This window comes from Pseudomonas fakonensis, assembly GCF_019139895.1.
Lineage (GTDB): Bacteria > Pseudomonadota > Gammaproteobacteria > Pseudomonadales > Pseudomonadaceae > Aquipseudomonas > Aquipseudomonas fakonensis.
Genome location: NZ_CP077076.1, coordinates 2,238,397 through 2,251,193 on the forward strand (window position 1 = coordinate 2,238,397; position 12,797 = coordinate 2,251,193).

10 protein-coding genes are annotated in these 12,797 nt (G+C 67.1%); 2 read left to right on the top strand and 8 right to left on the bottom strand.

The window, feature by feature from the left end:
• The first annotated feature begins 19 nt into the window (after positions 1 to 19).
• Positions 20 to 985 carry an ABC transporter substrate-binding protein gene (locus KSS94_RS10090; RefSeq protein ID WP_217842831.1) on the top strand — a complete coding sequence of 322 codons (966 nt, stop codon included), beginning with the start codon at positions 20 to 22 and terminating at the stop codon, positions 983 to 985.
• 15 nt (positions 986 to 1,000) lie between these two features.
• Positions 1,001 to 1,960: an aliphatic sulfonate ABC transporter substrate-binding protein gene (locus KSS94_RS10095; protein WP_217842832.1), complete on the top strand. Its 960-nt coding sequence runs from the start codon at positions 1,001 to 1,003 to the stop codon at positions 1,958 to 1,960.
• A gap of 114 nt (positions 1,961 to 2,074) precedes the next feature.
• Here the strand turns inward: KSS94_RS10095 and KSS94_RS10100 are convergent, their stop codons facing one another.
• From KSS94_RS10100 to KSS94_RS10135, 8 genes are all read right to left on the bottom strand, one after another.
• Entirely contained in the window at positions 2,075 to 2,644 is a 570-nt protein-coding gene (locus KSS94_RS10100) for a hypothetical protein (protein WP_217842833.1), read from the bottom strand.
• 77 nt (positions 2,645 to 2,721) lie between these two features.
• Positions 2,722 to 3,735 carry an XdhC family protein gene (locus tag KSS94_RS10105; protein ID WP_217842834.1) on the bottom strand — a complete coding sequence of 338 codons (1,014 nt, stop codon included), beginning with the start codon at positions 3,733 to 3,735 and terminating at the stop codon, positions 2,722 to 2,724.
• A gap of 176 nt (positions 3,736 to 3,911) precedes the next feature.
• Positions 3,912 to 5,252 carry a c-type cytochrome gene (locus tag KSS94_RS10110; protein WP_217842835.1) on the bottom strand — a complete coding sequence of 447 codons (1,341 nt, stop codon included), beginning with the start codon at positions 5,250 to 5,252 and terminating at the stop codon, positions 3,912 to 3,914.
• 9 nt (positions 5,253 to 5,261) lie between these two features.
• A complete protein-coding gene (locus KSS94_RS10115) occupies positions 5,262 to 7,514 on the bottom strand; it encodes a xanthine dehydrogenase family protein molybdopterin-binding subunit (protein ID WP_217842836.1) in 2,253 nt (750 codons plus the stop codon).
• The gene (locus tag KSS94_RS10120) at positions 7,514 to 7,969 is read right to left on the bottom strand and encodes a (2Fe-2S)-binding protein (RefSeq protein ID WP_217842837.1); all 456 of its coding nucleotides are present in this window, start codon (positions 7,967 to 7,969) and stop codon (positions 7,514 to 7,516) included. Before KSS94_RS10120 ends, KSS94_RS10115 begins: the two co-directional genes overlap by 1 nt.
• 415 nt (positions 7,970 to 8,384) lie before the next feature.
• On the bottom strand, positions 8,385 to 10,367 hold the full coding sequence (locus KSS94_RS10125; protein ID WP_217842838.1) for a hybrid sensor histidine kinase/response regulator: 1,983 nt from the start codon (positions 10,365 to 10,367) through the stop codon (positions 8,385 to 8,387).
• A gap of 126 nt (positions 10,368 to 10,493) precedes the next feature.
• On the bottom strand, positions 10,494 to 11,990 hold the full coding sequence (gene proP, locus KSS94_RS10130; protein WP_217842839.1) for a glycine betaine/L-proline transporter ProP: 1,497 nt from the start codon (positions 11,988 to 11,990) through the stop codon (positions 10,494 to 10,496).
• Between the two features lie 229 nt (positions 11,991 to 12,219).
• On the bottom strand, positions 12,220 to 12,621 hold the full coding sequence (locus tag KSS94_RS10135) for a DNA breaking-rejoining protein (RefSeq protein ID WP_217842840.1): 402 nt from the start codon (positions 12,619 to 12,621) through the stop codon (positions 12,220 to 12,222).
• Positions 12,622 to 12,797 lie beyond the last annotated feature (176 nt).

A 12,797-nucleotide genomic window follows, 5' to 3' on the forward strand; every position in this document is an offset into this window, starting at 1 on the left:
CCAGACCCCGAGGAGCGCCATGTCCATCCGTTCGAAGTTGCTGACCCTCGCCGCCGCCATGCTGCTGGCAAGCCAGGCCGCTGCCAGCGAGCGCCTGACCCTGCGCATCGGCGACCAGAAGGGCAACATGCGCGCCCAGCTGGAGGCCGCCGACGCCCTGCGCGATTTGCCCTACGACATCCACTGGGCCGAGTTCCCCGCTGCCGCGCCCCTGGCCGAAGCGCTCAACGCCGGGGCGATCGACGCCGGCATCATCGGCGATGCGCCGCTGTTGTTCGTGTTGGCCTCCGGCGCACCAGTCAAAGCCATTGCCGTGGACAAGTCCGACCCCTATGGCACCGCGCTGCTGGTGCGCCCCGACGCGCCGCTGCACAGCGCTGCGGACCTCAAGGGCAAACGCATCGCCACCGGCCGCGGCTCGATCGGCCACCACCTGGCGCTCAAGGCGTTGGACCAGGCCGGCCTGACTGAAAAGGACGTGGAGTTTCGCTTCCTCGGCCCGGTGGACGCCAAGATCGCCCTGGCCAACGGCTCGGTGGACGCCTGGTCGACCTGGGAGCCCTACACCGCGCTTGCCGAACTGAGCGGGCAGGGCCGGGTGCTGGTCAACGGCCGCGGGCTGTCCAGCGGCAACAGCTTCCTCGCCGCCACCGACAAGGCACTGGACGCACCGGCCCGGCGCGCAGCCTTGCAGGACTACCTGAACCGCCTGGCCGGGGCGCAGGTGTGGGCCAACCAGCACCTGGACAGCTACTCGAAAACCCTGGCCGCGATCATCGGCTTCCCCGAGGCCGCCGCGCGCCTGCAGTTCGAGCGCCGGCAACTGCGCTGGCAGGTCATCGACCCGCAGACCGTGGCCGAGCAGCAGGACACCGCCGACTTCTACCAGGCCCACGGCCTGATGAACCAACGCCTCGACGTGGCGCCCACCTTTGCCACCGGTTTTACCGTACCCGGCGCCGCCAAGCTGGCCGCCCAACCCTGACCCCGGAGACCCCCCATGTTGTTGAAACCTGTACGCCGGCTGGCCCTGGCGCTGCTGGCCGGTGCCTTGCTGCCAAGCCTGGCCCACGCCGAACAGACCTTGCGCATCGGCTACCAGAAGTCCTCCACCCTGCTGACCCTGCTCAAGGCCCGCGGCACCCTCGAACAGCGCCTGGGCGCCGAAGGCATCCGCATCAGCTGGCACGAGTTCCCCAGCGGCCTGCCGCTGCTCGAGGCGCTGAACCTGGGCAATGTCGATGTGTCGGCAGACGTCGCCGACACCGTGCCGGTGTTCACCCAGGCCGCCGGCGCCAAGCTGACCTACTTCGCCCGTGAAACCCCGTCGCCCACCGCCCAGGCGATTCTGGTGCCGGCCGACTCGCCGCTGAAAACCCTGGCCGACCTCAAAGGCAAGCGGGTGGCGGTGACCAAGGCCGCCGGCAGCCATTACCTGTTGATCCAGGCCCTGGCCAAGGCCGGCTTGAGCTTCAAGGACATCACCCCGGCCTACCTGATCCCGGCCGATGGGCGTGCGGCGTTCGAGAACCGCAAGGTGGATGCCTGGGTCACCTGGGACCCCTACGTGGCCAGTGCCCAGCGCCAGCAGAATGCGCGCATCCTCGCCGACGGCAGTGGTCTTGCCAGCTACCAGCGCTACTACCTGGCCGGCAGCGACTACGCCAAGGCCCACCCCGAGGTGCTGCAGCAGCTGTACCTGGCCCTGCGCGAGGCCGGTACCTGGGCCAAGGCCAACCCGGCGGCGGCAGCGCGCATTCTCGGCCCGCAGTGGGGCAACCTGGACAGCGCCACGGTGCAGCAGGCCAATGCCCGGCGCAGCTATGACGTGCAGCCGGTGAAGGTGGCTAACCTTGCGGAGCAGCAGCAGATTGCCGATGCGTTTTACCGGGAGGGGTTGTTGCCTAAAGCGGTGGATGCCAAGGCGGTCAGCCTGTTCGAGCCGCGTCTGGCCCAATGAAGCATGGGGCCGCTTTGCGGCCCATCGCGACACAAGGCCGCTCCCACAGGAATTGCGATCCCCCTGTGGGAGCGGCCTTGTGTCGCGATGGGCTGCAACGCAGCCCCAGAACATTCAACGCGAGGTCTCAACCCGCAGCACTTCGGTGTAGATCGCATCCACGGTCTGGTCGACCTTGAGGTTTTTCATCCGTGCCTGCAGCTCAGGGTCTTCCACTTTCACCACCTGCAGCTTGCCTTCGGGCGGCAGCAGGCTGACTTCGTGGGTTTTGAGGTCGATCTTCTTGATCTGCGAGGTCACCTTCACCTGGCGGAAGGCTTCGCCGCCGGGGTTGGGGTTGTCGGCCTTGGCACGGATGCTGCCGCTTTCCTCGCTGGCCTTGGGCGCGCCGCCAACGTCGGTGTTGAGCACATAGGCCACGGCGCGGGTGACGTAGATATCGACCTGGTCACCGACCTTGAGGTTGGGCAGGGCCTTGGCCTTTTCCGTGAGCTGGAAGGTCACGTCCTTGTCGTGGGGGCCCTTGACCGTCACCTGGCGGTTGGCCAGGTCGATGGCGGTTACCTCGGTTTTTACGTGGCTTTCCAGGGCTTCGCTGGCAATTGGCAGTTGGGCTGCGTGGGCGGTGAAGGTTGCGGCAGACACTAACGAGGCTAAAGCGATGGCGCGGGTGAATGGAGTCATTGGCCTGTCTTCCTTGTGATCGATACCGTTTGGGTTATGGCGAGCACAAGCATAGACCGGCCTGATCGCGGGGCAAGTCAGGCCGCCGACTCCTTGGCCCCCTTGGCCTGCGACACATTGACCGCCCCTGGCAAGGCCACCGCGTTCTTCGCCGCCAACACCTCGGCCATCACGCTCACCGCGATCTCCGCCGGGGTCTTGCTGCCGATGTAGATGCCGATCGGCCCGTGCAGCCGCTCGAGCGAGTGCTCGGTTTCGCCAAAGTGTTCGATCAGCCGCTCGCGGCGCAGCTGGCTGTTGCGCCGCGAACCGATGGCGCCGATGTAGAACGCTGGCCCGTGCAGCGCTTCGAGCAGCGCCAGGTCATCGAGCTTGGGGTCATGGCTGACGGCGATGATGCAGGTGCGCGCATCGCTTCGGAACGCGCGCACCACATCGTCCGGCATGCCCTTGAGGTGCTCGACGCCGGCCACCGCCCAACTGGCCATGTGCTCTGGCCGCGGGTCGCACACGGCCACCTTGAAACCGTTGAACAGCGCCATGGTGGCCAGGTATTCGGCCAGGGCGCCGGCACCGATCAGCAGCATGCGGTAGCCGGGGCCCAGGGTGTTGAGCATGTGCTGGCTGGTGCAGTCGAAGGGCTGCGGGGTGGCGCTGGTGCTCAGGGTCACCGCGCCATCGGCCAGGGCCAGCTGGCGCTGTACCAGTTGCCCGCTGTCGAGCAGGGTCAGTAGTTGCTGCAGGCTGGCGGTACTGGGGCTGAATTCGAGGATCAGCTCCAGGGTGCCGCCGCAGGGCAGGCCGAAGCGGTGCGCCTCGTCGGCACTGACGCCATAGCGCACCCGCTCCGGCGGGCCATCGGTGAAGCCCTGGCCGCCGTAAGCGCTGGTGTGGCGGTGCACCAGATCGTCCTCGATGCAGCCGCCCGATACACTGCCCACCACCCGGCCATCGCTGCGCAGGGCCATCATCGAGCCCACCGGGCGCGGCGATGAGCCCCAGGTGCGGGCTACGGTGGCCAGCAGCACGCGGTGGCCGGCAGCGAGCCAGTCGTGGGCGGTGCGCAGCACCAGCAGGTCGATGCTTTCCATGGTGATTACCTATCTCTACTTGTTACGCGGCCCCTGTGGGAGCGGCCTTGTGTCGCGATGGGCTGCGAAGCAGCCCCGGCAATCTGTGTCTCATGCAAGATCCTGGGGCCGCTTCGCGGCCCATCGCGACACAAGGCCGCTCCTACAGGGGGCGCATGATCATCAGGCCGGTGCCCTCAACGCATATGCAAAATGATCGGGCTGCTGCTGGCCGGGTCGGTATGCCCGCGCAACTTGCCCACCGCCTGTGCACTCACCGCGCTGCCCTGGTTGCCCCAGGTGGCGCGGGTAAAGCTCAGTACCTCGGCTATCTCCTGGTCCGACAGCTGCTGACGGAACGCCGGCATGCGGTACGCGTCCGGCACGCCGGCGGCGACGATGCGTTGCGAGCCGTTCAGGGTGATGTTGATCGCCGAGGCGTTCTCGCTGGCCAGCATCGAAGTCGCCCCGGCCAACGGCGGCATCCACTCGGCCTGGCCCTTGCCGTCCAGGCCATGGCAGCTGGCGCAGCGGGTCACGTAGGTGTGCGCACCCGGTGCATCCAGGCGCTCGGCAGCGGACACCGCCTGGTACTGCCACGGCGTGCCGTCGCGTTGCGGGTCGCCGGGCAGCGACTTGAGGTAGTGGGCGATGGCGGCCAGGTCGTCGTCGGCCATGAACTGGGTGGAGTTGTTGAACGCCTCGGTCATCGAGCCGTACACCACTGCATGTTTATTACGCCCGGTCTTTAGAAACTGCACGATCTCCGCTTCGCTCCAGCGGCCCAGCCCGGTGTTCGGGTCCTGGCGCAGGCTGGGGGCGTACCAGCCGTCCAGCAGGGCGCCGGCGAGGAACGGCGCACCGCCCTCGTCCAGGGCCTTTTCGTTGAACGCAAGGCCCCGTGGGGTGTGGCAGCTGCCACAGTGCCCGGGGCCCTGGACGATATAGGCGCCGCGGTTCCACAGCGCGTCCTGGCCGGTTTTCCCGGCATAGGGTGTGGTGGGCGCAAACAGCCCGTTCCACAGCGCGATGGGCCAGCGCAGGTTCAGCGGCCAAGGGATGCTGCTGGCGATGTTGGGCGTGGCTGCCGGCTGCACGCCCTGCATGAAGAACGCATACAGCGCGCGCACATCGTCGTCGCTGAGCTTGGCGTAGGACGGGTAGGGCATGGCCGGGTACAGCCGGCGCCCGCCCGGGGCCACGCCGTGGCGCACGGCGCGGTCGAAGTCGGCCAGGCTGTAGGTGCCGATGCCGTGCTCGCGGTCAGGGGTGATGTTGGTGGCGTGGATCGCCCCCAGCGGCGTGGCCATTTCCAGCCCGCCGGCGAACGGCGCCTGGCCTGGCAGGCTGTGGCAGGCCACGCAGTCGCTCAGGCGGGCGACGTACTCGCCCCGGCTGACCAGCGCGGCGTCCACCGGGGTGTCGAGGCTGAACGGCGTGGCGGGCTCGCGGGTGACGTACCAGGTCAGCAGGGCGGCGGCGACCAGGCAGGGCACGGCCAGCCAGCCGGCGGTTCTTGCGAAGCGGCGGTTGCTCATGGGCGGCCCTCAGCTGAAGGTGTGGCGGTCGAGGGGCAGGCTGCGCACGCGCTGCCCGGTCAGGCGCGCCACGGCGTTGGCCACCGCAGGCGCCACTGCTGGCAGCGGCGGCTCGCCGATGCCGCCCATCTTCTCGCCGCTTTCGACGATGCGCACATGCACCCGGGCCATGCGTTGGGCCGGCAGTATCGGGTACAGGTCGTAGTTGCGCGCCCGCGGCGCGCCGTCGAGCCACACGGCTTCTTCCAGTAGGGTTTGTGACAGCCCCAGGGCCACCGCGCCGTTGACCTGGGCCTCGATGATCGCCGGGTTGACGATGCTGCCGGGGTCGATGGCCTGCCAGATGTCGTGCACCTTCACCTGGCCGTTTTCGATGGACACCTCGGCGATTACCGCTGCATGGGAGCCGAACGGTGAAGCCATGGCAACGCCGCGGGCGCGCTTGCTGCCGTCCTCGGCAGTGAACGGGCCGGGCTTCCAGCCACCGGCAAGCTCGGCCACCGCCTGCAGCAGGGTGGTCAGGCGTTGGTTGTCACGCAGCAGGTGCAGGCGCAGTTCGTACGGGTCCTTGCCGCCCTTGTCGGCCAGCTCGTCGAGGAAGCTTTCGTAGAAGAAGTCGTTCAGCGAATTGCCCACCGAACGCCAGTAACCGAGCATCGCCGGGCCTTTGACGTAAATCTGCGCGATGCGCTTGTTGGGGATGGCGTAGGCCTTGCCGGCCAAGCCTTCGATGGCGGTGGGGTCGATCTTCTCGCCCTGCTTGCCGGCCAGGGCTTCGGTGGGGCCTTCGGTGGCGCTGACCGCTTCGATGGCCACCGGCATGCCGTCGGCGTCCAGCCCGGCGCGGAACTTGACCACTGCCACCGGGCGCAGCACGTCGCGCAGGAACTCTTCTTCACGGGTCCAGATCACTTTGACCGGGCGCCCGACCGCCTTGGCCAGGGCGATGGCCTGGGGGTAGGGGTTGGCTGAGTCGTACAAAAAATGCCGGCCGAAGAAACCGCCCAGCAGCGGCGAGTGCAGGGTGATCTGCTCGGGGGCAAGGCCGGTGCGCTTGGCGATGTCGGCGCGGAACATGTCCGGCGCCTGGTTGGGCAGCCACACCTCCAGGGTGCCGTCGGGGTTTAAGCGCGCGGTGGCCGAGGGCGGCTCCAGCTGGCCGTGGTTGAGGTACTGGTTGCGGTAGCTGGCCTCGACGGTGGTCTTGGCGCTGGCCATGGCCGCGGCCAGGTCGCCTTCGTGCTCGTCGTCGCGGGCCGGGCCGGTCTGTGCGGCCAAATGGTCCAGCCAGCCCTGGCTGGAGAAGTCCTTTGGCATGGCCCGCACGGTGCTGCCTGCGCCGGGTTCCTGCCAATCCACCTGCAGCGCCTCGACCGCGCGCTTGGCGTGCCACCAGCGCTCGGCCACCACAGCCACGGCGCCGGGCAGTTGGTGCACCGAGTGCACGCCTTGCATGGCCTTGACCTGGGCTTCGTTGCGCAGCCCGGCCACCGTCATGCCCAGGCGCGGCGCATGCTGCACGGCGGCGTGGAGCATGTCGTCGACCTTGATGTCGATGCTGTACACGGCCTTGCCGGTGGACTTGTCGTAGGCGTCCACCCGGCGCACCGGCTTGCCGATCCAGCGGAACTGGCTGGGGTCGCGCAGCTTGACGCTGGCCGGGTCCGGCACCGGCAGGTCCATGGCGCGGCCGGCCAGCTCGCCATAGGCCAGCGAGCGGCCGGAGGCTACGTGCAGCACCTTGCCGGGCTCGGTGCTGAGCTCTTCGACCGGCACCCCCAGTTGCTCGGCAGCGGCCTGCAACAGCATGGCCCGGGCCAGGGCGCCGAGGCGGCGCATGGTCGGGTAGCTCATGCGTACCGACATGCTGCCGCCGGTGATGCGCAGGCCGTTTTCCATCACCACGTAGGTTTCACCGGGCGGGGCGCTGTCGACCAGAAAGTGCGCCGGGTCCACATCCAGCTCTTCACCGACGATTTGCGCCATGGCGGTGTAGGTGCCCTGGCCGCCCTCCATGAACGGGCACAGCAGGCGCACGCTGCTGTCGGGGCGAATTTCCAGAAACGCCGGCACCTGGGTGCCGCGCTCGGCGCTGGCGGCAGTTGCAGCGGCCTGTACCCGCGGCACGCCCAGCGGCAGGCCGAAGCCCAGCACCAGGGCGCCGACGGCGGTGCCGGCCAAAAAGCGCCGGCGCGACAGGTTGACGGTTTCACCGGCGGGCAGGTCAAGCAGGTCGGCGGGGGAGTCGATACGCGCGTTCATCAGGCGTTGCCCCCTTCGGCCAGTTCATGCACGGCGGCATGGATGGCGTTGTAGGTGCCGCAGCGGCACAGGTTGACCATGGCCGCCTCGATCTGCGCGTCGCTGGGCTTGGCGGTGTGCTTGAGCAGCGCGGTGGCGGCCATCACCTGGCCGGACTGGCAATAGCCGCACTGCGCCACCTGGTGCTCGACCCAGGCCTCGACCACGCGCTTGCCCACCGGGTCTTGCTCGATGGCTTCGATGGTGGTGATGTCAAGGCCGACCACGCCAGCTACCGGCGTCACGCAGGCGCGCACCACGTTGCCGTTGACCAGTACCGAGCACGCGCCGCACTGGGCTAGGCCGCAGCCATACTTGGTACCGGTCAGGCCGAGGTCGTCGCGGATCACCCACAGCAACGGCGTATCGGCGTCCGCCTCGACCTGGTAGGTCTTCTGGTTGATGCGTAGTTCCATGGTTCACCTGCTGATCATCGGTTGATGTGGCGTTGTTTTATACGCGCCGCGCGTCGAGGCACGGAGCGGGGGTCATGAAACTTTAGCTCGTAGCTGAAACGTTTCCTATCGGGGGGATGGAAGGCGCGGAGGATCAGGCAAGGATTTCGGGGGATCGGGATAGGGGCGCAGGAAGCAGAGCCTGATTGAAGGCGGGCGGGAAAATTATCAAAAGCTGGCGCGATCGCTGTGGGAAGCGGCCTTGCCGGGGCGCCGTCCGGTCGAGATGGGCTGCGCAGCAGCCCCGGCAATTTTGCATGATGCCGAGATCCTGGGGCTGCTGCGCAGCCCATCGCGACACAAGGCCGCTTCCCACAGGGTTCGCATAACCTTCAGGCTTGCGCTGTACCTGTAGGCAGAACAGGCAGCCTGCGGGCTAACGCCGCTTCATCACCACTTCGAACGCCCGCAACAGTTGGTCCACCGAATATGGCTTGTTCAACAACTCGAAACCATGGTGTGCATCGCCCGCCAGCGCCTGACTGTAGCCGCTGGTCAGCACCACCGGCAGCTCCGGCCAGCGCTGGCGCAGGGTGTGGGCCAGCTCCACGCCGCTGGTGCCTGGCATCACCACGTCCGACAGCACCAGGTCGAAGCGTTCGCGGCCCACATCCAGCAACGCCAGGGCGGTGTCGGCGTCGGCGGCCTGGCGGGTGGTATAGCCCATGTCCTCGAGCAGGCTGGCGGTGAATTCACGCACCTGGGTGTTGTCCTCCACCACCAGCACATGGCCCTTGGGCTGCGGTGCTTCGGGCTGTTGCGGTTCAGGCATGGCCGCGTCCGGGGCGGCCACTGCCGGCAGCGACACGGTGAAGGTCGAGCCCTTGCCGGGTGTGCTCTGTACCGCAACCGTACCGCCGGACTGGTGGACGAAACCATACACCTGGGACAACCCCAGCCCGGTACCTTTGCCCACCTCCTTGGTGGTGTAGAACGGGTCGAAGATGCGCTCCATGTCGGCGGCCGCGATGCCGTGGCCATCGTCGTCGATGGCGATGCTGACCTGGCTGCTGGCGGCGCTGATGGCGATGGTGATGCTGCCTTCGGCCTGCATGGCGTCGCGGGCGTTGACCACCAGGTTCACCAGCGCGGTCTCGAACTGGTTCAGGTCGGCCTCCACAAAGCACTGCTGCGCTGGGGCCTGCACCTTTATCTGCATGCGCGTGCCGACGATGCTGCGCAGCATCTCGGCGATCTGCTGCACTTGAAAGCCCACCGCGAACACCTCCGGGCGCAGGGCCTGGCGGCGGGCGAAGGCCAGCAACTGGCTGGTGAGTTTGGCGGCGCGGTCGGCGGTGTCGAGGATGGCGTCCAGGTAGCGCTGCTGGCGCTCCGGCGGCAGCGGTTTGCGGCGCATCAGCTCGGCCGAGTTGCGGATCACCGTGAGCAGGTTGTTGAAGTCGTGGGCCACGCCGCCGGTGAGCTGGCCGATGGCTTCGAGTTTCTGCATCTGGCGCATCTGCGCCTCGGCCGCCTGCAGCTCGCGTGAGCCGGCCTGCACCTGCACCTCGAGCTCTTCGTTGAAGCTGCGCAACTGGTCCTCGGCGCTGTGCCGGTCGTGCACGTCCACCGAGGTGCCGTACCAGCGCAGCAGGGCGCCGGTTTCGGGGTCGCGGTAGGGCTGGGCGCGCACCATGAACCAGCGGTAGCTGCCGTCATGGCGGCGCAGGCGGTGCTCGCTTTCGTACACTTCGCCGCAGGCGCGGGCCTGGGTGAAGGCGGTGCTGGCGGCGAGGGCGTCGTCCGGGTGCACGCACTGGCGGGCGAAGGTGGCGTAGTCATGCGGGTGGCCGGCGGGGTCGAAGTAGTCGTGCCAGCGCTTGTTGAAAAACTCGAAATGGCCGGCCTGGTCGGTCACCCACACCAGCTGCGGCACGGTGTTGGCGATGGTCTTGAAGGCCGCCTCGCTTTCGCGCAGGCGGGCGGTCATCTCGTGCTGCTGGGTCACGTCCATGGCGGCGCCGAACCACTCGAGGATCTCGCCGTTGGCGTCGAAGATCGGCACCGCCCGCGACAGCGTCCAGCCGAAACGGCCACCGGGCAGGCGCACCCGGTGTTCCAGTTCGAAGATGCTGCGCTCGGCCACGGCGCTGGCGACGGCGGCCAGCACCCGGGGGCGGTCTTCGGCGGCGATGTATTTGTCCAGCCAGCGCTGGATGGGTTGCTGGGTGTCTTCGAGAAAACCTTGGCCGGTGAGCTCGCGCAGCTCTTGCCAGTCGGGGCTCATGCGGTACACCGAGGTGCTGCTGGCGGTCACCAGCGCGCGAAAGCGCAATTCGCTGTCGAACAGCGTACCGCTGCTGCGCTGCGGGTCGCCTGGGGCCGAGAGTGCATCGGGTTGTGGTCGGCTGTCGGGCATGTTCTGTCGTCCCTGAGTCGTTTGCGGCTGGCGGGCTCCTCAGGTGCGCCCGCCCGTTGTTCGAAGTTCCATGGTAGCCGCTGCGCCTGGCTTTGCTGGCATCAGGTTACCAACGGCGCCGCAGGTTCAGTCGATGCGCGGGTGTTGCTGGGCAAGTTGCTGGCGCCTGGCTTCAAGTTCGGCGATCTGCGCGTCGATATCCTCGATTTTCTGCTCGATGGTGTCGTGGTGCTCCTGCAGCAGCTCGCGCGCTTCTTCGATGTCCGAGGCTGCCGGCGCGGCGCCGCGCAACGGGCGGTTGGCGGTTTCTTTCATGGTCAGGCCGGTGAGCAGGCCGACCACGGCGATCACCATCAGGTAGTAGGCCGGCATGTACAGGTTGTTTGTGGTTTCCACCAGCCAGGCGGCCAGGGTCGGGGTCAGGCCTGCGGACAGCACCGAGATGTTGAACGCGCTGGCCAGGGCGCTGTAGCGAATGTGGGTGGGGAACATTGCAGGCAGCGTTGAGGCCATCACGCCGATGAAGAAGTTCAGCAGCACGGCAATGATCAAAAGGCCTGCGAAGATCACCGCCAGCTTGCCGCTGGTGATCAGCATGAACGCAGGGATAGCCAGCACGAACAGGCCGACGCTGCCGATGATGATGAACGGCCGGCGCCCCCACTTGTCGCTGAGCAGGCCGATGATCGGCTGCACGAACAGCATGCCGACCATGATCGCGATGATGATCAGCACCCCGTGGTCTTCGCTGTAGTGCAGGTTGTGGGTGAGGTAGCTGGGCATGTAGGTGAGCAGCATGTAGTAGGTGACGTTGGTGGCGATCACCACCCCGATGCAGGTCAACAGGCTGCGCCAGTGTTGGGTGGCGACCTCCTTGAACGACACTTTCGGGCCGCTGGCCAGGCCTTCTCGGTCGCCCTGTTCGAGGGTGTCGACGTGTTGCTGGAAGGCCGGGGTTTCTTCCAGCGCATGGCGCAGGTACAGGCCGATCAGGCCCAGCGGCAGGGCGAGGAAGAACGGCAGGCGCCAGCCCCATTCGAGGAACTGTTCTTCACCCAGAAGGGTGGAGATCAGCACCACCACCCCGGCGCCCAGCACAAAGCCTGCGATGGAGCCGAAGTCCAGCCAGCTGCCGAGGAACCCGCGCTTGCGGTCGGGGGCGTATTCGGCGACGAAGATCGACGCCCCGGTGTACTCGCCGCCCACCGAAAAGCCCTGGGCCATCTTGGCCAGCAACAGCAGGATCGGCGCCCAGATGCCGATGCTGGCGTAGGAGGGGATCAGGCCGATGGCGAAGGTGCTCAACGACATGATCACGATGGTTGCGGCCAGCACTTTCTGGCGCCCGTAGCGGTCGCCCAGGGCGCCGAAGAACAGCCCGCCCAGCGGGCGGATCAGGAACGGCACCGAAAAGGTGGCCAGGGCAGCGATCATCTGCACGCCGGGGCTTGCGTTGGGGAAGAACACCTTGCCCAGGGCGAAGGCGACGAAGCCGTACACGCCGAAGTCGAACCATTCCATGGCATTGCCCAGTGCTGCGGCGGTGATCGCCTTGCGCATCTTGGCGTCGTCGACGATGGTGATGTCCTTCAGGCTGATGGGCTTTTGCTTGCGTGCTTTCATGGCGGGCTTCCAGAGGCTGATACGTGTCCTAAGGCATCTGATGCGCTGGCGCGCAAAATAATTCCGCACTGCATTTCACCGCGTCCCTGTAGGAGCCGGCTTGCCGGCGATAGGGCCGGGCCTGCCAATCAGGGCCAGCAGCTTTGGACAAAGGCTGGCGGCCTCATCGCCGGCAAGCCGGCTCCTACAGATACAGCGCAGGCCTTAAGGATGCGGGGTTGCATCGCGTTCACTGGATGCCAATGGTCAAGGTATGCGGCACCAGTTCGCCGCGCCTTGCCGTGGCGCGCATCTGGTACACCTGCACCGTGTAGCTGCCGGTGGCCGGCAGCGTGCCGCTCCAGGCATTGCCCACGCTGCCGCTGCCCAGCGCCGTGCCCGAGCCTGGCTTTTCGCCCGGGGCGAACACATTGAAGTTGGCGTTGCTGCTACCGGCAATCTGCACGTTCATCTGCTGGCCGGCCTTGGCCGAGAGGCTGTACTGGATGCTGTCGTAACCCTTGAAGCTGCCCTTGATCTCGGTGCTGCTGGCGCCCTTGGCGAAGTGCACGGGGATGTGGCTGACTTTGTCCTGGGCGTGGGCCAATGGGCAGAGCAGGATGAGGGCCAAGGCGAGGGTGGTGGGGTTCATGGTTATCTCCGTGATTTGGCTGATTTGACTTTAGCCTGTACCGGCCCCATCGCCTTTACCTGCCACGATCATTCCCCTACCATCGCGCAACGGCCAGATGCTGCCCGCCGCTCGCACCCTCTCAGGTTCGGTGAAAGCATCGCGTTACCACCCCGTCATCACACACCTTCAATGGC

What these genes read in the sequence shown, in the direction of transcription:
- KSS94_RS10105 (WP_217842834.1), bottom strand. Translation starts at nt 3,735, where the DNA reads ATGGAAAGCATCGACCTGCTGGTGCTGCGCACCGCCCACGACTGGCTC.
- KSS94_RS10125 (WP_217842838.1), bottom strand. Translation starts at nt 10,367, where the DNA reads ATGCCCGACAGCCGACCACAACCCGATGCACTCTCGGCCCCAGGCGAC.
- proP (WP_217842839.1), bottom strand. Translation starts at nt 11,990, where the DNA reads ATGAAAGCACGCAAGCAAAAGCCCATCAGCCTGAAGGACATCACCATC.
- KSS94_RS10120 (WP_217842837.1), bottom strand. Translation starts at nt 7,969, where the DNA reads ATGGAACTACGCATCAACCAGAAGACCTACCAGGTCGAGGCGGACGCC.
- KSS94_RS10110 (WP_217842835.1), bottom strand. Translation starts at nt 5,252, where the DNA reads ATGAGCAACCGCCGCTTCGCAAGAACCGCCGGCTGGCTGGCCGTGCCC.
- KSS94_RS10095 (WP_217842832.1), top strand. Translation starts at nt 1,001, where the DNA reads ATGTTGTTGAAACCTGTACGCCGGCTGGCCCTGGCGCTGCTGGCCGGT.
- KSS94_RS10100 (WP_217842833.1), bottom strand. Translation starts at nt 2,644, where the DNA reads ATGACTCCATTCACCCGCGCCATCGCTTTAGCCTCGTTAGTGTCTGCC.
- KSS94_RS10090 (WP_217842831.1), top strand. Translation starts at nt 20, where the DNA reads ATGTCCATCCGTTCGAAGTTGCTGACCCTCGCCGCCGCCATGCTGCTG.
- KSS94_RS10115 (WP_217842836.1), bottom strand. Translation starts at nt 7,514, where the DNA reads ATGAACGCGCGTATCGACTCCCCCGCCGACCTGCTTGACCTGCCCGCC.
- KSS94_RS10135 (WP_217842840.1), bottom strand. Translation starts at nt 12,621, where the DNA reads ATGAACCCCACCACCCTCGCCTTGGCCCTCATCCTGCTCTGCCCATTG.